General features: G+C 62.1%; 22 protein-coding genes and 1 pseudogene. 10 read left to right on the top strand and 13 right to left on the bottom strand.

All coding sequences use genetic code 11. From position 1 onward, the window contains the following. The 5 genes and pseudogenes from AC1D1Z_RS24850 to AC1D1Z_RS24830 all read left to right on the top strand — a co-directional run. Positions 1-396 (top strand): annotated as a pseudogene (locus tag AC1D1Z_RS24850) (methyl-accepting chemotaxis protein); the annotation flags it as partial. A 162-nt stretch (positions 397-558) separates the two neighbouring features. Continuing rightward, complete coding sequence (locus AC1D1Z_RS24845) at positions 559-2,367, top strand: methyl-accepting chemotaxis protein (RefSeq protein ID WP_130653023.1); 1,809 nt, start codon at positions 559-561, stop codon at positions 2,365-2,367. Further along, a complete protein-coding gene (locus AC1D1Z_RS24840) occupies positions 2,364-2,846 on the top strand; it encodes a chemotaxis protein CheW (protein ID WP_018072866.1) in 483 nt (160 codons plus the stop codon). Before AC1D1Z_RS24845 ends, AC1D1Z_RS24840 begins: the two co-directional genes overlap by 4 nt. Before the next feature lie 30 nt (positions 2,847-2,876). After that, on the top strand, positions 2,877-3,734 hold the full coding sequence (locus AC1D1Z_RS24835; protein ID WP_018243490.1) for a CheR family methyltransferase: 858 nt from the start codon (positions 2,877-2,879) through the stop codon (positions 3,732-3,734). Between the two features lie 60 nt (positions 3,735-3,794). Continuing rightward, positions 3,795-4,892 (top strand): protein-glutamate methylesterase/protein-glutamine glutaminase, encoded by a 1,098-nt coding sequence (locus AC1D1Z_RS24830; protein WP_018243489.1) that lies wholly within the window; start codon positions 3,795-3,797, stop codon positions 4,890-4,892. Positions 4,893-4,974: 82 nt separating this feature from the next. On the opposite strand, the gene AC1D1Z_RS24825 is transcribed toward AC1D1Z_RS24830, so the two are convergent. Next, the gene (locus AC1D1Z_RS24825) at positions 4,975-5,715 is read right to left on the bottom strand and encodes a 3-oxoacyl-ACP reductase family protein (RefSeq protein ID WP_130653022.1); all 741 of its coding nucleotides are present in this window, start codon (positions 5,713-5,715) and stop codon (positions 4,975-4,977) included. A gap of 74 nt (positions 5,716-5,789) precedes the next feature. Then, complete coding sequence (locus AC1D1Z_RS24820) at positions 5,790-6,368, bottom strand: TetR/AcrR family transcriptional regulator (RefSeq protein ID WP_130653021.1); 579 nt, start codon at positions 6,366-6,368, stop codon at positions 5,790-5,792. Between the two features lie 218 nt (positions 6,369-6,586). Between AC1D1Z_RS24820 and AC1D1Z_RS24815 the strand changes: the two genes are divergently transcribed. The 3 genes from AC1D1Z_RS24815 to AC1D1Z_RS24805 all read left to right on the top strand — a co-directional run bounded on the left by AC1D1Z_RS24815 (position 6,587) and on the right by AC1D1Z_RS24805 (position 9,637). Next, positions 6,587-7,387 carry an inositol monophosphatase family protein gene (locus tag AC1D1Z_RS24815; RefSeq protein ID WP_018243486.1) on the top strand — a complete coding sequence of 267 codons (801 nt, stop codon included), beginning with the start codon at positions 6,587-6,589 and terminating at the stop codon, positions 7,385-7,387. A gap of 111 nt (positions 7,388-7,498) precedes the next feature. Further along, the gene (locus AC1D1Z_RS24810) at positions 7,499-8,602 is read left to right on the top strand and encodes a MotA/TolQ/ExbB proton channel family protein (protein ID WP_130653020.1); all 1,104 of its coding nucleotides are present in this window, start codon (positions 7,499-7,501) and stop codon (positions 8,600-8,602) included. 3 nt (positions 8,603-8,605) lie between these two features. Continuing rightward, the gene (locus tag AC1D1Z_RS24805; protein ID WP_018445945.1) at positions 8,606-9,637 is read left to right on the top strand and encodes a peptidoglycan -binding protein; all 1,032 of its coding nucleotides are present in this window, start codon (positions 8,606-8,608) and stop codon (positions 9,635-9,637) included. A gap of 84 nt (positions 9,638-9,721) precedes the next feature. Here AC1D1Z_RS24805 and AC1D1Z_RS24800 read toward each other — a convergent pair whose 3' ends face one another. From AC1D1Z_RS24800 to AC1D1Z_RS24780, 5 genes are all read right to left on the bottom strand, one after another. Next, the gene (locus tag AC1D1Z_RS24800; protein ID WP_047622700.1) at positions 9,722-10,987 is read right to left on the bottom strand and encodes an RNA polymerase sigma factor; all 1,266 of its coding nucleotides are present in this window, start codon (positions 10,985-10,987) and stop codon (positions 9,722-9,724) included. 7 nt (positions 10,988-10,994) lie between these two features. Next, on the bottom strand, positions 10,995-11,333 hold the full coding sequence (locus tag AC1D1Z_RS24795) for a YciI family protein (RefSeq protein ID WP_026188521.1): 339 nt from the start codon (positions 11,331-11,333) through the stop codon (positions 10,995-10,997). Between the two features lie 267 nt (positions 11,334-11,600). Next, positions 11,601-11,789, bottom strand: coding sequence for a YegP family protein (locus tag AC1D1Z_RS24790; protein WP_017968150.1), 189 nt, complete (start codon positions 11,787-11,789; stop codon positions 11,601-11,603). Positions 11,790-12,074: 285 nt separating this feature from the next. After that, complete coding sequence (locus AC1D1Z_RS24785) at positions 12,075-13,067, bottom strand: Bug family tripartite tricarboxylate transporter substrate binding protein (RefSeq protein ID WP_130653018.1); 993 nt, start codon at positions 13,065-13,067, stop codon at positions 12,075-12,077. A 143-nt stretch (positions 13,068-13,210) separates the two neighbouring features. Then, positions 13,211-15,013 carry an ABC transporter transmembrane domain-containing protein gene (locus tag AC1D1Z_RS24780; protein WP_477851840.1) on the bottom strand — a complete coding sequence of 601 codons (1,803 nt, stop codon included), beginning with the start codon at positions 15,011-15,013 and terminating at the stop codon, positions 13,211-13,213. Positions 15,014-15,206: 193 nt separating this feature from the next. On the opposite strand from AC1D1Z_RS24780, the gene rpmE reads away from it, so the two are divergent. Beyond that, positions 15,207-15,428: a 50S ribosomal protein L31 gene (gene rpmE, locus AC1D1Z_RS24775; RefSeq protein ID WP_003542805.1), complete on the top strand. Its 222-nt coding sequence runs from the start codon at positions 15,207-15,209 to the stop codon at positions 15,426-15,428. Between the two features lie 188 nt (positions 15,429-15,616). Here the strand turns inward: rpmE and rcdA are convergent, their stop codons facing one another. The 3 genes from rcdA to AC1D1Z_RS24760 form a co-directional block, all read right to left on the bottom strand. Further along, a complete protein-coding gene (gene rcdA / locus AC1D1Z_RS24770; RefSeq protein ID WP_065278047.1) occupies positions 15,617-16,132 on the bottom strand; it encodes a protease adaptor protein RcdA in 516 nt (171 codons plus the stop codon). Between the two features lie 390 nt (positions 16,133-16,522). Next, complete coding sequence (locus AC1D1Z_RS24765) at positions 16,523-16,714, bottom strand: DUF1192 domain-containing protein (protein ID WP_018243477.1); 192 nt, start codon at positions 16,712-16,714, stop codon at positions 16,523-16,525. Positions 16,715-16,910: 196 nt separating this feature from the next. Continuing rightward, positions 16,911-18,209 carry an MFS transporter gene (locus AC1D1Z_RS24760; RefSeq protein ID WP_028733508.1) on the bottom strand — a complete coding sequence of 433 codons (1,299 nt, stop codon included), beginning with the start codon at positions 18,207-18,209 and terminating at the stop codon, positions 16,911-16,913. 173 nt (positions 18,210-18,382) lie between these two features. Between AC1D1Z_RS24760 and AC1D1Z_RS24755 the strand changes: the two genes are divergently transcribed. After that, the gene (locus tag AC1D1Z_RS24755; protein WP_018243475.1) at positions 18,383-18,547 is read left to right on the top strand and encodes a hypothetical protein; all 165 of its coding nucleotides are present in this window, start codon (positions 18,383-18,385) and stop codon (positions 18,545-18,547) included. 45 nt (positions 18,548-18,592) lie between these two features. Here AC1D1Z_RS24755 and AC1D1Z_RS24750 read toward each other — a convergent pair whose 3' ends face one another. From AC1D1Z_RS24750 to pgk, 3 genes are all read right to left on the bottom strand, one after another. Next, complete coding sequence (locus tag AC1D1Z_RS24750) at positions 18,593-19,516, bottom strand: PhzF family phenazine biosynthesis protein (protein WP_130759655.1); 924 nt, start codon at positions 19,514-19,516, stop codon at positions 18,593-18,595. 157 nt (positions 19,517-19,673) lie between these two features. Then, complete coding sequence (locus tag AC1D1Z_RS24745; RefSeq protein ID WP_018243473.1) at positions 19,674-20,699, bottom strand: class I fructose-bisphosphate aldolase; 1,026 nt, start codon at positions 20,697-20,699, stop codon at positions 19,674-19,676. Between the two features lie 224 nt (positions 20,700-20,923). After that, positions 20,924-21,525, bottom strand: a 602-nt coding sequence (gene pgk, locus AC1D1Z_RS24740) for a phosphoglycerate kinase (RefSeq protein WP_477851837.1), incomplete at its 5' end; no start/stop codon positions are given.

Genomic DNA, 21,525 nt, shown 5'->3' with positions numbered 1-21,525 from the left:
GAACTGGTCTCCGAGATCAGCGCCGCCTGCCGCGAACAGGATATCGGCGCCTCGCAGATCAATGAAGCGATCCAGCAGCTCGACAAGGTGACGCAGCAGAACGCCGGCGCCTCCGAGCAGATGTCGGCGACCTCCGAGGAACTCGCCTCCCAGGCCGAAGAGCTGCAGACGTCGATCGCCTTCTTCAAGGTCGATACGGCGGGTGGGCGCCGCGAGCGCGCGCCGGCTGTAAAACTCACCGCCCGCAGCCGGGCCTCGGCCGCACCGCGCAAACCGGTCAGTAAGGCGCCGGCCAATACGATCGCTGGTCAGCAGGCCCGCGTGAAGGGGTTTGCCCTCGACATGTCGATGGGCGGTCCCGATACGGCCGATGACGAGTTTAGGGAGAGCGCATAGCGCTCCCCTGGGGAAAGCGCATGACCGCTCCCCGTTCGCAATTGTCGTGGGCCAATCAGGATGGCCCGCGACGCACGCTTCGCCTACCGGAATGTCTTTGCTGCATGATGCCGCGCCCCCTGGTCCACATTTATTGCTTCGCTCTCGGAGAGGTATATTGAGATGCGTATTACGATTAAACTTAAGCTCGCAGCCGCATTTGGCTTTGTCATATTGTTGCTGGTGGGCAGCGCGGTCTATGGAATCATCAGCCTCAGTTCCCTGAACGATGCTGTCGGCAACCTTATTTCGGGTCCGGCAAAGAGGCTGGAACTGGCTCTAGAGGCAAAGACTGCGGAGCTTAATGCTGTTCGCTGGCAGAAGAATGCCCTTCTGGAAATGGATCCGGAAGTGGCCAGGAAGGACTACCAGAATTCGGCGAAGAGCCTGGATGAAATGGTAGTTTTCGCCACGGGCGGCCAACAGCTCGCAACTGCCGAGGGCAAGCCCACCTGGGACAGGCTGGTCGAGTTGGCCAAGCGCTTCAGTGAGGGCTCCAACAAAGTCGCCTCTATCCAGGAAAGTGGCGACAGGGCAGCGGCAGCGGCGCTTTCGTCCGGAGAGGTTCGCGCTCTCGTCATGGAACTCGAAGATGTTTTCGAGACGCTCGTCACGCTTCAGCAGAAGTCGATGACGCAAGCCGATAACGATACAGACATTCTTTATAGTTCGACGAAAAACATGCTGATCGGCATCGCTATCGGGGCTTCCGTCATCGCGTTCGCTGCTGCGCTGTGGATCGCGCTCGGTGTCAACAGCGGCCTGCGCAAGATCATGAACGTTGCCAGCGCCGTCGCCATCGGTGACCTCAACCAGAAGATCGAGATCAAGAGCAACGACGAGATCAAGGATCTGGTCAACACGATCAACGTCATGACGGACAATCTTCGCAGCACTGCTGAGATCGCCAACCAGATCGCGAGCGGCGACCTGACGGTGTCTCCGAAGCCGCTTTCGGAGAAGGACACGCTCGGCATTGCCCTCGAACAGATGGTTGAGCGCCTGCGTGGCGTCGTCTCCGATGCGGCTGCTGCCGCAGAAAATGTCTCGGCCGGCAGCCAGGAACTGTCCTCGAGCTCCGAGCAGGTGTCGCAGGGCGCCACCGAACAGGCGGCTTCGGCCGAAGAGGCTTCCGCCTCGATGGAAGAGATGGCCGCCAACATCAAGCAGAACGCCGACAACGCCGCCCAGACCGAGAAGATTGCCCGTCAGTCGGCCAAGGATGCGGAAGCCAGTGGTGACGCGGTGACGCGCGCCGTACAGGCGATGCGGACCATTGCCGAGAAGATTGGCATCGTCCAGGAAATCGCCCGCCAGACCGATCTGTTGGCGCTCAACGCTGCCGTCGAAGCGGCGCGCGCCGGGGAACACGGCAAGGGGTTTGCGGTCGTCGCCTCGGAAGTGCGCAAGCTTGCCGAACGCAGCCAGTCGGCTGCTGCCGAAATCAGCTCTATGTCGGGCGATACGGTCAAGGCCGCTCAGGAGGCCGGCGACATGCTCGGCCGGCTGGTGCCCGACATCCGCAAGACGGCGGAACTGGTCTCCGAGATCAGCGCCGCATGCCGCGAACAGGATGTCGGCGCCTCGCAGATCAACGAGGCGATCCAGCAGCTCGACAAGGTGACGCAGCAGAATGCCGGTGCTTCCGAGCAGATGTCGGCGACCTCGGAAGAGCTCGCGACCCAAGCGGAAGAGCTGCAGGCTTCGATTGCCTTCTTCAAGGTCGATACAGCAAGCAATCGCCAGTCCCGCACGCCGGCCGCCAAGGTCACGGTCCGCAGTCCGGCACAGGCCGCCGGTCGCAAGCCCAGTACCAGGAAGCCGGCTGCCAACAGCGTTGCCGGCCAGCAGGCGCGGGTAAAAGGCTTCGCTCTCGATCTCTCCATGGGCGGTCCCGACGATGGGGACGCCGAATTCAAGGAAAGCGCATGATCATGGCCACGACATCCCTGGAAGCGCAATTCGTGACCTTCAGCCTCGGCGAGGAGATTTTCGCCGTGCCGGTTGAGGTGGTACGGGAAATCCTCGACTATGCGGAAGCTTTCAAGATTCCGAATGGTCCAGACTATCTGCTCGGCCTGCGCGACGTGCGCGGGCAGGGCGTGCCGACGATCGATCTTCGATTGAAGCTCGGCATGACGAAGACCGTGCCGACGCCGCATACGCGCGTGCTCGTCCTCGACGTGCCGATGGAAAGCCGGCTCCTGACCCTCGGCCTCGTCGCCGACCGCGTCTTCGAGGTCACGCCGTTCCGGCGCGAGCAGATCGAGGCGGCGCCTGACATCGGCGTGCGCTGGCGCTCGGACTATATCGCCGGCGTCGTTCGCCGTGAAAACGGCTTCGTCGTCATCATCGATCTTGCACGGTTGCTGTCGCGCGAGGACGCCTCGGCACTGCAATCGGCGGCCTGACCCGCGCATCAACTCGGAGTACTGCGTTCTATGAGTATGGCAGCAGCGGTGGAAACCCAATTGCCGGGCGACCGGATCAGCAAGCGCAATTTCGACAAGCTTGCCCGGTTCATCTACGATTACAGCGGCATCAAGATGCCGCCGACCAAGCTGACGATGCTCGAAGGGCGGCTGAGGCGCCGCCTTCGCGCAACCAACCATGCCACCTTCGACGATTATTGCGACTTCCTGTTCAATCACGACGGGCTCGACCAGGAAACCGTCTACCTGATCGACGTGGTGACGACGAATAAGACCGACTTCTTCCGCGAAGCCAAGCATTTCGACTATCTGCAGACGGTAGCGCTGCCAACGATCGCCAATAGCGGCGTTCGGACCATCCGCACCTGGAGCTCTGCCTGCTCGACGGGAGCCGAGCCCTACACGATGGCGATGGTGCTGGCGGAATTCACCGAAGGCCGCAACGACGTCTCCTACAGCGTTCTGGCCACCGACCTTTCCACCGACGTGCTGCAGACGGCGCGCCGCGGCATCTACCCGGAAGACCTCGTCGCGCCCGTGCCGCGCGACCTGCAGCGTAAATACGTACTGACGGCCAAGCAATCGGATCGGCGGGAGGTGCGCATCACGCCGAAACTGCGCAGCAAGATTGGTTTTGCCCGCATGAACCTGATGGACGAGAAATATCAGATCGGCGAGGCGATGAACGTCATCTTCTGCCGCAACGTGCTAATCTACTTCGACAAGCAGACTCAGGCCGGCGTGCTCAACCGCCTCTGTGATTGCCTGGCGAAGGGCGGCTACATGTTCATCGGCCATTCTGAATCGATCACCGGCTTCGATCTGCCGTTGAAGCAGGTCTCGAATACGGTATTTCAGCGTATCTAAGCGCATGGCGTCATCCCAAAACCGCTGCGCACTTCTGGACGGCATGCATTAGGGGCATTCATGGCTAAGAAAATCCGCGTTCTCATCATCGACGATTCCGCCAGCGTCCGCCAGACGCTGACCCACGTGCTGGAGCAGGATCCCGATATCGAGATCATGGCGGTCGCATCCGACCCCTTCATGGCGGCGCGGAAGCTGCAGGAGGAGATCCCCGATGTCATCACGCTCGATGTGGAGATGCCGCGCATGGATGGCATTACCTTCCTGCGCAAGCTGATGGCGCAGCGGCCGATCCCTGTCGTGATGTGTTCGTCGCTGACGGAGGCGGGTTCGGAGACGCTGATCCAGGCGCTGGAGGCCGGTGCGGTCGACGTCATTCTGAAATCGAAGATCGGGGCCGCCGACAGCCTTGCCGATGATGCGATGCGTATTCGCGAAGTCGTCAAGAGCGCCTCGCATGCACGACTTTCCAATGTCCGCCGCGCCGCCGGAACCATTCGTTCCGCTTCAGCGGAGGGGCCGGCCAAGAAACTGACGGCGGATGTGATGCTGCCGCCACCGACGGGGCGGGCCATGGCGAAGACGACGGAGATGGTCGTCTGCGTCGGAGCTTCCACCGGCGGCACCGAAGCACTGCGCGAGTTCCTGGAAGAACTGCCGGCCAATGCGCCTGGTACGGTGATCGTCCAGCACATGCCGGAGAAATTCACCGCCGCCTTCGCCAAGCGGCTGAACGGGCTCTGCGAGGTCGAGGTCAAGGAAGCCGTCGATGGCGATCCGGTGTTGCGCGGCCATGTCTTGATCGCGCCAGGTGACAAGCACATGCTGCTCGAGCGCCAGGGTGCGCGCTACTATGTGAGTGTGAAGACCGGGCCGCTGGTGTCGCGACACCGGCCTTCCGTCGACGTGCTCTTCCGCTCGGCGGCGCGCTCGGCCGGCTCGAATGCCATGGGCATCATCATGACCGGCATGGGCGACGACGGTGCGCGCGGCATGCTGGAAATGCACCAGGCGGGCGCCTACACGGTGGCGCAGGACGAGGCGAGTTCCGTCGTTTTCGGCATGCCGAAGGAGGCGATCGCCAAAGGCGGCGTCGACCGGGTCCTGCCGCTCGATCAGATCGCCCGCGAAGTGCTGATGACGCAGCAGAAGTTCTAGGACCTGCTTGAACAGCCAGACCGAAGCCGGCGGTATCGCAGGATGCCGCCGGTTTTTGGTTGTAGCCCTGCAGGCTCTCTATTCAGGCGAGGTAACCGCCGTCGATCGTCAGGCTGGCGCCGGTGACGAAAGCGGCCTCGGCACGGGCGAGATAGGCGGCGAGGCCGGCGATCTCGCGGTCCTCACCCAGGCGGCCAAGCGCCATCAGCGGCTTGAGGCGCTCATGATCGTCCTCATTGGGGTTCATGTCGGTCGCCGTCGGGCCGGGCTGGATGTTGTTGACGGTGATGCCGCGTGGGCCGAGATCGCGGGCGAGGCCGCGGGTCATCGAGGCGATCGCGCCTTTCGTCATGCTATAGACCGAGGAGGTCGGAAAGCCGCTGCGATCGGCGGTGACGCTGCCGATGGTGATGACGCGGCCGCCTTCCTTCATGTGTCTTGCCGCTGCCTGGATGCCGACGAAGGCAGCGCGGACGTTGACGGCGAACATCCGGTCGAAATCTTCGAGTGAATAGTCGTCGAGCGGGTTGAGGATGAGAATGCCGGCATTGCTGACGAGAATGTCGAGACCGCCAAAATGCCCGGCTGTCAGCGCGACGGCATCCTGTACGGCCTTCGCATCGGCACTGTCGGCCCGGATCGCCAGCGCCCTGCCGCCAGCAGCCTCCAGCTCGGCGACGATCGCCTTCGCTTTGTGCTCGGAGTTGGAATAAGTGAAGGCGACGGCGGCGCCATCAGCGGCGAGCCTTCGGACGATGGCGGCGCCGATGCCGCGCGAGCCGCCGGTGACGAGGGCGATCTTGGTGGAAAGGGGTTGAGACATGCAGGTTTCCTTTGTTTTTGGATTAATCAGTCTAGAATTGGCCGTGGAAAGGCCGTTTGGGAGTTGCCCCATCGTCAGCGGAGGCTTCTGATTGCCATGCGTGCGATACCGCGGAGCGTCTCGGGTGGGACGCCGTTTCGGGCGCTGACTTTCATGCCCGACAAAGCAGCGCCGAGAAACGGGATGGCGTCGGCGATATCGATCTCTGTTGCGAGATCTCCGGTCCTGCGAGCCTCTGCGAGAAGGCTCCCGATCGCCGCGTGAAGCGCGTGGCCGGCGCTGTCGGAAAGAGCTGCGATCTCGGCATCGGTGCGGCCGAATTCACAGATGGCGCTGACACCGAGGCAGCCGCGCCGCGCCTCGGCAGCGGGACGCGAGGCGAAAGCGACAAGAGCACCTTCCAGCGCCTCGATCGGCCGGTTTTCGCGGCGAAGATCGGCGATGATCTTATCGATGCTCTCCACATTGTAGCGCTTCAGCGCTTCCAGATAGAGACCGCGCTTGTCGCCGAAGGTGTCGTACATGCTTTGCCGGCTGATCTTCATCGCCGTCAGCAATTCCTCGGTCGAGGTGCCTTCATAGCCATGCTCGGAAAATACGCCGATGGCGGCATGAAGGGCGGTGTCGCGATCGAATTCCTTGTGTCGTGCCATGAACAGGCTTCTACTCTTATTGGACTGATCTGTCCAGAATAAAATGAATGGTTTCCGCCGCCGCAGGGCAGCCATGCGCGCCTCCCCTTGAAATTTCCCTGATTTTGTGGTCTTGAGGCCGCCAATCTTCGCAGCGCTGCCTGTCATGCATGTTCAGGGACACTTCCCGCCCCTGGCAGCGCGCGCGCCCCGTATCAGTCCCAAGGAAAAATGCGCCGATGGCCCGTTCAGCTCTTCTCAATGTCATGGTTCAGGCTGCCCTCAAGGCAGGAAAGTCGCTGGGACGTGATTTCGGCGAAGTGCAGAACCTGCAGGTGTCCGTGAAAGGACCGGGTGACTTCGTTTCCACCGCCGACCGCAAGGCCGAAAAGATCGTCAGGGAAGAGCTGCTCAAGGCGCGTCCGACCTATGGCTTCCTCGGCGAGGAAAGCGAGGAAATCAAGGGCACCGACGGCGCGCATCGCTGGATCGTCGACCCGCTCGACGGCACGACGAACTTCCTGCACGGCATCCCGGCCTTCGCTGTCTCGATCGCGCTCGAACGCAACGGCGAGATCGTTGCCGCCGTCGTCTTCAATCCGGCGACCGACGAGCTCTATACCGCCGAGCGCGGTGGCGGCGCCTTCCTCAACGACCGGCGCCTGCGCGTCGCCGCGCGTCGCGCGCTGTCGGATTGCGTCATCGGCTGTGGTGTGCCGGCGCTCGGCAAGCGCAATCACGGCAAGTTCCTGGTCGAACTTCGCCACGTGATGGGCGAAGTGGCGGGCATCCGCCGTCTGGGTTCGCCGACGCTCGATCTTGCCTATGTCGCTGCCGGGCGGTTCGACGGTTTCTGGGAAGCGGAGCTTGCGCCGTGGGACATGGCTGCCGGCATCCTGCTCATCCGCGAAGCCGGCGGTTTCGCCACCGACTGGGACGGTGGCGCGACGATGCTGGAGAGCGGCGCGATCGTCGCCGGCAACGAGATCATCCACAAGGCGCTGATCGAAGTCGTCAAGCGGCCGGTTCCGGCCAAGTGACCGAACGAAAATCTGGCTGTTGTAAAGTCACGGTTTTCGCCCCGGCATACTTCAATTCGGCACAATGTTGCTCTAGTCTCCGCCAGCAATGACTCCGGAGGCAGCGACCCTATGGAAAATGTGAATGTGGCGGAGATCGGCTCCACCGAAAAGACGGCTGGCATTTATGCCAACAGGCTTTCGAGTCCCATGCCCTTCCTCTGGACGATGCTGCTTTTCCTCGTCATCGTCGGCTTTATCGCCGCCATCCTCTTCCGGCAGACGCAGACCGCCTTCATGCACAATCCGGGCCTCAACGGCCTGATCGTCGGCGTTCTCGCGGTCGGAATCATCCTTGTTTTCAACCATGTACTGGCGCTTCGCCCTGAGGTGCGCTGGTTTAATTCGTTCCGCGCCGCCGGCAGCGCCGACAAGGTGAACCGCAATCCGCGGCTGCTTGCGCCAATGCGGGCGCTGCTCGGCAGCCGCAAGTCCTCAGTGGCGCTGTCGACGACGGCGCTGCGCTCGATCCTCGATTCGATCGCTACTCGCCTCGACGAATCGCGCGATGTTTCACGCTACCTGATCGGCCTCTTGGTCTTCCTCGGCCTGCTCGGCACCTTCTGGGGCCTCATCGGCACGATCAGTTCGATCAGCATTGTCATTCAGTCCCTCGATGCCGGCTCGAACGGCACCGGAGACGTGCTCTCGGCGCTGAAGGAAGGGCTTTCCACGCCGCTTTCCGGCATGGGCCAGGCCTTCTCCTCCTCGCTGCTCGGCCTTTCCGGTTCGCTCATTCTTGGCTTCCTCGACCTGCAGGCCGGCCGCGCGCAAAACCGCTTCTACATGGAGCTGGAAAACTGGCTTTCCTCGGTCACGGATGTCGGCTCCGATCTTGCCCCGGCTCTCGAGGCCGTATCCGGCGGCTCCTCGGACGACATGCGCGCGCTCTCCGATTATCTGCGCAAGGTCTCCGAAGAGGGCGGCGCCGGCAGCCAGCGCTCCGTCGCCGCCATGGCGAGCCTTGCCGAAGGTATTCAGGGCCTCGTCAAGAACATGCGCAACGAGCAGCAGATGCTGCGCGACTGGATCGAGGCACAGCAGGACGAGGCGAAGGCCATGCGCCGCACGCTCGACCGGCTTGCCGAGCGCATCGGCGTGCAGGAGCGCGCAGGCGAGAGGGGCGAGCGCATGCGCGACCGCGCCAGCCAGACAGAAAAGAGCGAGGGCAAGTAAGCTATGGCTCTTGCCCGCAACCGGCGCCGCGAACGCACGGTGGATTATTGGCCGGGCTTCGTCGATGCGCTGTCGACGCTGCTCATCTCAATCATGTTCCTGCTGACGGTCTTCGTCGTCGGGCAGTTCATCCTCAGCCGCGAGATCACCGGACGCGATGAGGTGCTTAATCGCCTGAACAGCCAGATCAACGAGCTGACGCAGCTTCTCGCGCTCGAAAAGGGTAGCAACCAGGATCTCCAGGATTCTGTCGCCAACCTGCAGGCCTCGCTTGCCAGCGCCGAAGGCGACCGTTCGCGGCTGCAGGCGCTGCTGAATGCCGGTTCGGGCGGTCAGGATGCGGCGCAGAAGCGGATCGGCTCGATGACGCAGGAGCTTGACGAGCAGAAGCAGGTGAGCGAACGGGCGCTCAGCCAAGTAGAACTGCTGAACCAGCAGATATCAGCGCTTCGCAGCCAGATCGCCGCCGTCGAAGCTGCTCTTCAGGCGTCGGAGGAGAAAGACCGGGTCTCGCAGACCAAGATCGCCGACCTCGGCAGTCGCCTCAACGTGGCGCTCGCCGCGCGCGTGCAGGAGYTGAACCGCTACCGTTCCGACTTCTTCGGCCGTCTGCGCGAGATCCTCTCGGACCGCGAGAATATCCGCATCGTCGGCGACCGGTTCGTCTTCCAGTCGGAAGTGCTGTTTCCATCGGGCGGCGCCGATCTCAACCCGGAGGGGCAGACCGAAATGGCGAAGCTTGCCGCGGCCCTCCTCGATCTCGCCAAGGAAATTCCGCCGGAGATCAATTGGGTGCTGCGCGTCGATGGCCATACCGACAATGTGCCGCTTGCCGGAACGGGTCGCTATCGCGACAATTGGGAGCTCTCCTCGGCGCGCGCGATTTCGGTCGTCAAGTTTCTGATCGCACAGGGTGTACCAGCCGATCGGCTGGTCGCCGCCGGCTTCGGCGAGTTCCAGCCGATCGCGCCAGGCGATACGCCGGATGCGCACTCTACCAATCGCCGCATCGAGCTGAAGCTGACCGAGAAATGATTACAGCGCCGCGCGTCTTTTCAGACGCGCAAATGACGCTGTAACACTTTGAATTGCTGCATAATTCCCTAAATCGATTCCGATTTAGGGAATTATGCAGTGGCCCGACATTCCCTGCTGCGCGCCCTTCAAGCGGCCGGCGAGGAAATCGCGCACGGCGGGGCTGTCGCTGAGGCCGATCGCTGTCATATAGGCATCGGCTGCCGCGGTATCATCGCCGGCCTGGGTCAGGAGAAAGGCACGCACGGCCCAGTAGGGCTGGTAGCTTGCGACGTCGCGCGGATCGAGCCGGTCGAGCACTTCCAGGCCGGCAGCGGCGTTCAAGGCCCTGCCGATCACCGCAGCTTGGCTGACGCGTGCACCCAGCGTCGGCTTCATCATCACCAGCGCCGCGTAGAGTGTCGTCAGCGCCTGCCAGTCGGTCGTACCTGACAGCCGGCGCGCCGCATGCACGGACTGGATCGCCGCCTGACACTGGAAGGGGCCGAAATGGTCGAAGCCGCCGGCCTTGCGCAACAGTGCATCCGCCTCGGCAATCATGATCGCGTTCCACGCGGCCATATCCTGCTCGTCCAGCGGCACATATCGGCCGCTACCGTCGCGCCGGGCGCTGCGGCGAGCTTCGCAATGAAGCATCAAGGAGAGCAGCCCGACCGCTTCCGGTTCGTCCGGCAGCACCGCCAGAAGCGCGCGGCCGAGCCAGATCGCCTCGCCGGCAAGTGAAGGGTGTTCGTCCTCTCCGTCGAGACCGTCCCAGCCGAGACCGTAAGCCGCGTAGATCGCCGAGAGCACCGCCGCAAGCCGCTCCGGCAAGGTGGGGCGAGGCGGGACGGCGAAGGGAATGCCGGCATCGCGGATCTTTACCTTGGCCCGCACCAGCCGCTGGCTCATCGCCTCAGGTGAGACGACGAAGGTCCGCGCGATAGTCTTTGCCTCGATGCCGAGAACGGTCTGCAGCATCAGCGCCGTATGCACGGAGCGGTCGATGGCGGGATGGGTGCAGGCGAAGAGCAGCTTCAGCCGCTCATCGGGAAAGATGGCGTTGCCGGCCTCGTTCATGCGTTCCTCCGCCTCCTCAAAGGCGATCGATATCGTCGTTTGCGCATTGGCCTCGACAGTGCGATGGCGGGCCGCCTGCATGAGATTGCGGCGGGCGGCAACCAGCAGCCAGGCTTCCGGATTGCCGGGAATGCCGCGCTCCGGCCAGACGCGAAGCGCCGAAGCCAGCGCTTCCGACAATGCGTCCTCTGCTGCCGCCACGTCGCGCGAGCGGGCGGTGAGGAAGGCGATCAGCTTGCCGTAGGACTGACGCGCCACCTTTTCGGCAGCGCGTCCGGCATCGGGCGGCATTACCGCCTCACATCTGCAAGCGCGGACGCACCTCGACCGAACCCTTGTCGGAGATCGGGACGCGGGTCGCCCATTCGAGTGCTGTATCGATGTCGGGGACGTCGATCAGATAGAAGCCGCCGAGCTGTTCCTTGCCTTCCGGATAAGGCCCGTCCTGAACATCGTGTTCCTCGCCTTTGCGGCGCACGATCGTGCCGGTTTCCGGGCCTGTCAGCCCGGCGCCGCCGGTCATGATCCCTGCCTGAGCGAGCGCCTTGCTGTAGGCGACCCAGCCGTCGCGATAAGCGGGATCGCCGCGGCGGGCGAAATCCTCGGCGGCCTCGCGAATGATGAGAGCATATTGCATGGAAAACTCCTGATCTCGTTGTTGCGTTGATCCGGGCATGCCGATAGCGGGGATCGAGATCCCGAAAATCGTAAAGCCCGGCGGAGCGGAGCGGCCGTTCCGAAACAATGAGGCGCGACCACCGGTCGTTTCGACATGGCTTTCAAAAAAATATGCGAAAAAGAAAAAGGGCACCGAAAATCGCAAGCGGGCCGGGCTCAAGGGCGCCGGCGCTGCTCAAGGGTGCGAAAGGGCAGGGCGGCAATCACGTCGCCGCTGCCGGTCTGCTCAGGACTCGGCCTTCGTCTGGTCGACGACCTCGGCGCTTGGCGTGTTCTTCTTGATGGATTCGATGGCACTCATGGCGGACGCCTTCGCCTTGTAGCCCTCAGACGAGAACATAGCTTCCCCGTTCGATGCCTTGAAGCGGAAGCGGAACTCGCCGGCCTTATCCTTATAGACTTCGAATTTATACATAGATGTCTCCCGAAATCCCAAAACGCTGAATTGCAACCATCAGCTTAGCGAAGGCTAGATCAAAATGGCGAGCTTTTCCACTGCCTTAATCAGGATTGGGTTGCTTAGCGTCCAATTGTCACCGTTTCCATTGGACGCAAGCGAATGAGGGCGCCAGCGGCTATGCCCCGAGAACAGGATGATTTTAGGCCGGGTCGGCCTAAAATCTGAATCCTGTTCTCATTAAAGCGTAGAGCATGATGTCATCCGAAAACCGCTCACACTTTTCGGCATCATGCTCCGGCATCACTCCATCTGGATGTTCGCGCCCTTGACGACCGGTCCCCATTTGGCGAGCTCGCCCTTCACATGGGTGGCGAGTTCCTCCGGCGTCGAGCCGACGATGGTGGCGCTGAATTCCTTCATGCGTTCAGCGACGGCAGGGTCGGCAAGCGCCTTTTTAGCCGAGGCGTTGAGGCGCATCACCGCTTCGTTCGGCGTCTTGGCAGGGGCGAAAAGCGCGTTCCAGGTATAGGTCTCGTAACCTGGAATGCCTGACTCGGCGATCGTGGGCACATCGGGGAAGGAGGGCGCGCGCTCGGCCGTGGTCACCGCCAGCGCCCGCAGGGTGCCAGCCTTGATGTGGCTCGACGACGAGGGCAGGTTGTCGAACATGATTGGCACCTGGTTGCCGATGACGTCGTTCAATGCCGGGCCGGCGCCCTTATAGGGAATGTGCTGCATGCTGACGCCGGCCATGGACTTGAAGAGCTCTCCGGAAAGATGCAGCGGCGTGCCGTTGCCCGATGAGGCGTAGCTGTATTTGTCGGGCTCGGCTTTCAGCAGGGCGATCAGCTCCTGCACGGTCTTCGCCGGCAATTCCGGATTGACGACCAGCACATTCGGCACGACGACGAGCAGCGAGATCGGCGCGAAATCCTTCTCGGGATCGTAGGGGGTCGATTTGAGGATCAGCGGATTGAGGGCGTGGGTCGCCACCGTGCCCATCAGGATGGTGTAACCGTCCGGTTCGGCGCGGGCGACGTTACCGGCGCCGAGATTGCCGCCGGCGCCGGCGACGTTCTGGACGATCACCTGCTGGCCGAGATCCTCTGACATCTTCTGCGCGACGATGCGGGCGACGACATCGGTCGACCCGCCGGCCGCGAAGGGCACGACCATGGTGATCGCGCGATCGGGAAAATCCGCAGCAGTGGCAGACGCACCGACGGCAAGGGCCGCAAGCACACCGAAACTGAGCGCAAGGCCCATACGTCGCGTCATATCGGAAAGTGCCATTCCTATCTCCTCCCAAGGATTTCAGCAGCCATATCCCCACCCCGGGKAATGAGGAGGTTAGGGCAGAACGCGCGAAAGACAACCGCGGGGAGGCGCAGCGGGTTCAGACTTTAGTCGTTGTTGGCAGGAGAAGTGCGCGCCGGCTATTTCGCCGCAGCGAGCACATCCTCGTTGGCGGCGTCGAATTGTAGTCGCGCCAGCCGGGCATAGATGCCGCCATGGCGGATCAGGCTCTGATGCGTGCCCTCCTCGACGACGCGGCCCTGATCAATGACGAGAATGCGGTCGGCCTTCAGCACGGTTGCCAGGCGATGGGCGATAACGAGCGTCGTACGGCCGTCCACCAGGCCGTCGAGCGCCTTCTGCACCAGCGTCTCGCTTTCGGCGTCAAGCGCTGAGGTCGCCTCGTCGAGCAGCAGCACGGAGGCGTTCTTCAGGATGGCGCGGGCAATGGCGATGCGCTGGCGCTGGCCGCCGGAGAGCGTGATGCCGCGTTCGCCGACCTCGGTCTCGTAACCCTGGTCCAGCCGGGCGATGAATTCGTCGGCCTGCGCGGCAAGGGCTGCGGCGCGGACCTCGTCACGCGAGGCGCCGGGGCGGCCGAAGGCGATGTTGTCATGGATCGAAGCGGCAAAGATGGTGACATCCTGCGGCACGATGGCGATGCGCTGGCGCAGCTCGTCGGGCGTCGTCAGCTGCGCGTCGACGCCATCGATCGTCACGCTGCCCTGCTGCGGATCGTAGAAGCGCAGCAATAGCGAAAAGACGGTGCTCTTGCCGGCACCGGAAGGGCCGACGATGGCGACCGTCTCGCCTGGCGTGATGGCGAAGCTTAAGCCATGCAGTGCCGATTTTCCGGGGCGCGAGGGATAGGCGAAATGCACACCGGAAAATTCGACGCGACCACGGCTAGGCGAAGGAAGAGCCTGCGGGCTGGCGGGGGCTGTGATCGGCGAGACTTCGTCGAGAAGTTCGGTCAGCCGGTCGGCAGCACCGGCTGCCTGCGAAAGTTCGCCCCAGACCTCCGACAGCGCGCCTAGCGACCCGGCGGAGATGACGGCATAGAGTAGGAACTGGCCGAGCGTGCCGGCCGAGAGCGTGCCAGCAAGCACGCTATGGGCGCCGACCCAGAGCACGGCGACGACGCTGCCGAAAATCAGCGTGATGGCGATYCCCGTCAGCAGCGCGCGCGAGCGGATCGCGGCGCGGGYAGCCTCGTAGGCGGATTCGACGGCAGTGCCGTAACGCGTCGCTGCGGCATCCTCGCCGTTGAAGGCCTGAACGGTGCGGGTCGCGGCGATCGTCTCGTTGGCGAAGGCGGAGGCATCGGCGAGCGTATCCTGGGCGGCGCGCGAACGTTTGCGCACCGAGCGGCCGAAGGCGACGAGCGGGAAGACAATCAGCGGGATCGCTCCGATGACGAGGCTCGAAAGCTTCGGCGAGGTGACGATCATCATGCCCATGGCGCCAATACAGAGAATGAGGTTCCTGAGCGCCACCGAGGCGGTGGCGCCGACGGCCGACTTGATCTGTGTCGTATCGGCGGTCAGGCGCGAGACGATCTCGCCGGACTGGTTGACGTCGAAGAAGGAGGGCGACAGCCTCGTCACATGGGAAAAGACATCGCGGCGAAGATCGGCGACGATGCGCTCGCCGATGGTGATGACGAAATAATAACGCAGCGCGCTTGCGACCGCGAGCACGACGGCCATGACCATCAGCATGGCGAAGTAGCTGTTGATGAAGCGGCCGTCCGACTGGGTGAAGCCGTGATCGATCATGCGACGCACGGCGAGCGGCAGCGCCAGCGAAGTGATGGCGGCAAGCGCCAGCGACATCAGCGCACCGGCCACCATGCCGCGATAACGCATGACGTAGGGCGTCAGCCTGCCGAGCGGCTGTAGCGACCGCCTTTTGTTTTCCTCAGCCCGTGCCTGCTCTGCCAAATCGTCTCCGATCGCCCGCAGGACCCGCGCAATGCGGCCTGTAGGCTCTTGTTATCTAGGCGTCCTTCATGTATAGGCACCGCATCCTAATGGGAAGCCGTAGCCATCACGACTGCGGCTTCATTTATTCAATCGGTTCGTTGGCCGCAACTGCATGCGGCAAATTGAACTCCGGTATCGCAGGAAGATTGTTATGAAGGCAGGCATCCATCCCGAATATCACATGATCAAGGTAGTCATGACCGATGGCACCGAATACGAAACCCGCTCGACCTGGGGTTCGGAGGGCGCTGTCATGAACCTCGAGATCGATTCCAAGTCGCATCCGGCCTGGACCGGCGGCAACCAGCAGCTCATGGATCGCGGTGGCCGCGTCTCCAAGTTCAACAAGCGTTTCGGCGGCCTCGGCCTCTAATCGCTTTTGCTCGATGGAATTCGAAGAGAGCCCGGTTTCGCCGGGCTTTTTTGCGTTTGCAATGGCTTACAGCGCAGCACGTCTTTTCAGACGTGCCAAGGACGCTGTCGGAATGGTGGTGTTCAGCGGCAAACAAAAAACCGGCCACCTAAGACGCAGCCGGTTTGTATCGAATTCTTGCGGATCGGTCAGTTGTTGCCGAAGGCGGTCTGCAGCAGGGAAAGCTGGGCCTGGACGCTGTTCTGATTATCATGAATGATCACCGCTTCGGACGGGCGGTAGATCTCGCGGTCGAGCAGGGCGATACGGTTCTGCAGACGCAGCGAGCGTTCGACGAGGTCGCGGAAGGATTCCGGCAGGTCACTCCAGCCGGGTGCGGCGCGGTCGACGTTGAAGCCGTCGAGGCGAACCTTGTTCTTCTCAGCGAGCACCTGGTCACGGGACATTTCGCCATTGTTGACGGCGCGCTGCAACAGCAGCCAGGAGGCCATCTGCATGAGGCGGGTGGTCAGGCGCATCGATTCCGCGGCGTAGAGAACCGAGGCCATCCGCGGCAGAACCTTGGAGGCGGCGCGGCCCTGGCCGTCGAGGTAGGCGGCAGTCTCTTCGACCAGCGACATGCCTTCCGCGTAAAGTGCCTTGAACTGCGAGGATGCAGCGGCGCGGCCTGCAAAACTGATCGTGTTCAACCCAACTTCCGACATCGCAATAGTCCCTGTTTGCACGCAGCTACATATATTCAGGTAACGCCGGCACCGACGGAAAAGTTTCCAGGCCGGGTCTTTATGACTTTAAGATGGTATCATTAGCCCAAATGCGCAAGCCGTTTCTTAAGAAAGGGTTAATCTCCACAGTTTCGTGGAAGTGCGCCGGCCATAGGAAAAAGAAGAGCCGCAAACGCGGCTCTCAAGGTAAAACAGGGAGAAAAATCAGACCAATTCACCGCTTGGAAAACTGTCTGAGATCCAGAGAAAATCCGGATGAATATAGTAATATCTTATAAAGCTTAATATTTTATTAACATTGTGCCGAATTAAGACTTGAGGCGGGCAATTTTATCCGCCTATAGCCTTGTTTTTCGGGGTTTTAGCGGATTACGAGCGGAAGAAGCTTTCCGCCGCCTGCCGCCCGGAGGCCTTGCGACCGGCCTCGGCCTCGAGACGGGCGATCTCCGTCTTCAGCAATTCCACCCGCGCCTTCAACTCGTCGACCGAAAGCATGGAGAGATCGGCGCCGATCTCGTGGGCGACTTTCTTCTGCGGCCGGTCATCATCGATGAAGCTCATGGTTCGTCCTCCGTTCTCTGCCTATAGCTTTTCTCACGCAATTCCGGAACGCAAAACCGATGCGCACTTTTGCTGGAATTGCTCTAGAGCAAGATGCCGAAAAGTGTGAGCGGTTTTCGGACGACATCATGCTCTAACTATAGAGTGTAGAACAGGATTCAGATTTTAGGCCGACCCGGCCTAAAATCATCCTGTTCTAGCCGAACTTTACCGCAGGATCGCCGCTTTCGGGAGACTTTCCGGTTTCGGGAGGTTTGCCGGTGCCGCGATCGGCAAGCGACATGCTTTGCGGTGTCAGCATCGGCGAGGTGCCGGTCGGGATCGTCGTGTAGGCGTCGCGGTCGCTGGCCGGGACGGCGGCGCGGATGCGGCTCCTGATGATGGCGTAGACGGTGATCAGCACATGGGCGATGGCGGTGACGAGGAAAAGCGCATGTGGGGTGATCGCCGACATGACCGGGCCGCCGATCGTCGGGCCGATCACCGTGCCGATGCCATAGAGCAGTAGCAGGCCACCGGAGACCTTGACGAAATCCTCCGACGCCGCGAAGTCGTTGGCGTGGGCGACGGCGATCGGATAGAGCGTATTGGCCACCGCGCCGTAAAGGACAACGAGCCCGATCAGCAAGCCGGCGGACGTCGGGTGGAGCAGAAAGATCAGCAGGCCCGCAACGGCAGCGATGCCGGACATGGCGGCGAGCACATAGCGCCGGTCAATGCGATCGGAAAGCCGGCCGGCCGGCAGTTGCATCACGGCGCCGGCGAAGATGGTGGCGCTCATCATGATGGCGATGCTGGTGTCGGAGAGGCCGGCGCCGGCACCGAAGACTGCGCCGAGCGTGCCGTAGGCCCCATTGGCGATGCCGACGAGCAGGATGCCGAGGCAGGAGACCGGCGAGTTGCGATAGAGCGCGGGCAGGTCGAGGCGCACCGCCTTCAGCGGCTGCGGCGAAGCGGCGGTCGAAAGCGTCGTCGGCAGCATGGCGATGCAATAGAAGATGCCGCAGATCATGAACAGCACCGGCGTGCGCACATCCTCGAGCGGGATCATCATCTGGCCGCCGACGACGCCGAGCAGTGTGATGCCGATATAGAGCGAGAAGATCGCGCCGCGACTCTCGTTGCTGGCGCGCTCGTTCAGCCAGCTTTCGATGATCATTGACGTGCCGGCGGTGGAGAAGCCTGTGACGGCCCGCAGAACCACCCACCAGACCGGATGGATGATGATGCCGCTGACCAGCGCGATGATGGCGATGATCGAGATGAAGCCGGAGAAGGCGCGCACATGGCCGACACGGCGCACCAATTTCGGTGCCACCAGGCAGCCGATGACAAAGCCTCCAGCCCATGACGTGCCGAGCAGGCCGAGCGTCGTCGTGGCGTAGCCTTCGAGATTGCCGCGCACAGGAAGCAGGATGCCCTGCAGGCCATTGCCCATGAAAAGGAAGAGCGTACCAAAGAGCAGCGCGGCGACGGACAGCAGATTTCTCTTCATTTCCCCAGACTCGGTCTTAGCGATTTGCAATGGACATAAGGCAGGACCTGCGTCAGCCCAGCCTCAAGATGATTGATTGTGCCCCGGAATGTCTTTACGGCGTGTCGAGATCCTCTTGTTCGCGCGGAAAAATGTCCGTCCTGTGACATTCCGAAAAACGGAAAAAATAAAGCATGACAAAGCTGATAGCCTTGCTGCTCATCCTTGCCATGGCGATACAGCTGATCAAGCCGCTCGGGCTTCCCGGCCTCCGACGGCGGATGGATTTCTGGAAGATCGCGCTGATCGCTTTCGGCGTCTGGGCAGTGGCTCTGCTTTCACGCGACTTCATGATGTAGCCCCTGGATTACGCATAACCGGGCGCGACGACCCCACCGGGATCGTCAGTCCTGCAAGCTTATTTCTCCGCGCATGACGGAAACGCAGCCTCCGGAGATGACGACATCGGTGACGATGCCGCCGGACTTCGCGACATCAAGGGTGATGACGCTGCGGCGGCCCATTTCGACGCCCTGTTCAATGGTGATGCGGGCGTTCATATCGGTCTTCGGCGCAAGCGAGACGAGATAGGCGCCAAGCGCCGCTGACGCGCTGCCCGTTGCCGGATCTTCGGCCACGTTATCGAGCGGCGCGAACATGCGGGCGCGGATATTCCATGGATTTTCGGCTGTCCTCACATAGAGGAAGAGCGAGAAGTCGTGGCCGCTCGTCGCCTTGCGGCCGGCAGCTGCCTGAAACCCGGCAAGGTTCGGGCGGGCGGCGGCCAGCGCTTCGAGCCCATTCAGCTCTGCAATGGCGAAGTTCAGGCCGACCGAGGCGAAGACCGGGGCATGGGTGGTGCTGACGATGACGCCAGGGTCGAGCGAGACGCAGCCGGCGACGGTTTCCTCGGCAATGATATCGCCGATCGCCAGCGGCTGCGGTGCGCGGATGGCGGCAGCAGCAACCTTTCCGCCGCTGCGTTTCAGGCTGACTTCGACGAGGCCAGCCTTTTCCTCGAAGCGCAGCGTATCGCCGACCGGCTTGCCGAAGATCTCCGCCTGCTGGCCGAGCGCATAGGCGGTGCCGACGTTCGGGTGGCCGGCGAAGGGTATTTCCATCGTCGGCGTGAAGATGCGCACGCGGGCGGAATTTTGAGCGTCTTCCGGCGGCAGGACGAATGTGACTTCGGAATAGTTGAACTCGGTGGCGATCTTTTGCATCGCCGCATCGCTCAGACCGCGCGCATCGGAAATGACGGCAAGCGGATTGCCCTCGAAGCGAGTGGAGGTGAAAACATCGACGGTGACGTAGGAGAGGGTGTTCATGGCGGCTCCTGTTGTGACAGGCCGCTATGAGTAATCACGGTTTTCGAGGGAACGAAGCGGTTTCTTGTCGCCGTGACAATGGGAGGAAGGGGAGAGGGACGGGGCAGGGGCGGCTACACTGCTTTTGCCGCCCCTGCCCAGTCCTAAGCGTTAATAATCACGCGGCCTTTTCCAGGTCCTTCTTCCAGTTACCCTTGGCGGCGAGGCTGTTCATCTCGGCGCGGTGGGTGAATTCGCGCTGGCCGGCGGCGACGTTTTCCTGCTTGCCGCTCCAGGCCTTGAGCGCGCTGTCCTGCAGGGCGCGGCCGTAGGAGAAGGTGACGAACCAGGGCAGGCCGCCGGTGGCATTGATCGCCGAAAGGTGGGCTGTCGCTTCTTCGGTCGTCTGGCCGCCGGAGAGGAAGGCGATGCCGGGAACGGCTGATGGAACGGTCGCCTTCAACACCTTGACAGTGCGTTCGGCAACTTCCGCGACCGAGGCCTTGCGGGCGTTCTTGCCGTCGATCACCATGTTCGGCTTCAGGATCATGCCTTCGAGGTTGACGCGGGCATCGGCGAGTTCCTCGAAGACGATGCGCAGCGTGAACTCGGTTACTTCGGCGCAGCGGTCGATATTGTGGTCGCCCGGTTTGCCGTCCATCAGGCATTCCGGCTCGACGATCGGAACGATCCCGGCCTCCTGGCAAAGTGCGGCATAACGAGCAAGCGCCTGAGCGTTGGCGCGGACGGAACCGCGGGTCGGCAAGGTCGACGAGATGGCGATGACGCCGCGCCACTTGGCGAAGCGGGCGCCGGCTTCATAATATCTGGCAAGTCGCTCGCCGAGGCCATCGAGGCCTTCGGTGATGGTTTCAGCGGGATATTTGGCCATCGGCTTGGCGCCGGTATCGACCTTGATGCCGGGAATGGCGCCGGCAGCGCGGATGATATCGACGAAAGGCGTGCCGTCCGCGGCCTTCTGGAACAGGGTCTCTTCGAAGAGGATGACGCCGGAGATATATTTCTTCATCGCTTCGTCGGAGCGGAAGAGCATTTCGCGATAGTCGCGCCGGCTGGTTTCGGTCGATTCGAGATTGATCGCGTCGAAACGCTTCTTGATGGTGGAGGTCGATTCATCGGCCGCGAGCAGTCCCCGGCCGCCCGTAACCATCTGCACTGCAATGTCTTCCACTCGTTCGCTCATTTCGTTCTCTCCACAACAATAAACATCGGCACTTCAGGAATATAGAACGCGGATAACAGAAGTTTATAGGGAGGAAAATGGAAGGCTAAGTCATTGAAACGATTGAATTCAATTCAATCGTTTGAAAGTTGGGATTTTTTTCGTCCTCTGAGCAAAAGACCGCGGAAGCTTCTTTTCTTCCGCGGTCTATCCACATGTAAAATCTGCGAAATCAGTCTTGCGGATTATTTTGCAGCGTTGAGGACCGCGACGCCGGGAAGCTCTTTGCCTTCCATCCATTCGAGGAAGGCGCCGCCGGCGGTCGAAACATAGGTGAAATCGTCGGCAACGCCGGCATGGTTGAGCGCCGAGACCGTATCGCCGCCGCCGGCAACGGAGGTGAGCTTGCCGGCTACCGTGCGCCTAGCAGCGTATTTCGCGGCAGCGACGGTTGCGGCATCGAAGGGTTCGATCTCGAAGGCGCCGAGCGGGCCGTTCCAGACCAGGGTTGCGGCGCGCTCGATCCAGGCGTTGATGGCCTCGACGGATTTCGGGCCGACATCGAGCACCATGGCGTCGGCGGGAATGGCGTTAATATCGACCGTCTCGTTGGCGGCGCCTGCCTTGAACTCGCGGGCGATCACGCCATCCTCCGGCAGGATGATGGCGCAGCCGGCGGTGGCGGCCTCGATCATGATCTGCTTGGCGGTTTCGGCGAGATCATGTTCGCAGAGCGACTTGCCGACATTGGTGCCGCGAGCGGCGATGAAGGTATTGGCCATGCCGCCGCCGATGACGAGCGCATCGACCTTCTTCACGAGGTTCATCAAGAGGTCGATCTTGGTGG

The sequence above is a fragment of the Rhizobium sp. P1_E1 genome (assembly GCF_056406015.1).
This window is presented reverse-complemented; position numbering and strand designations above follow the sequence as displayed.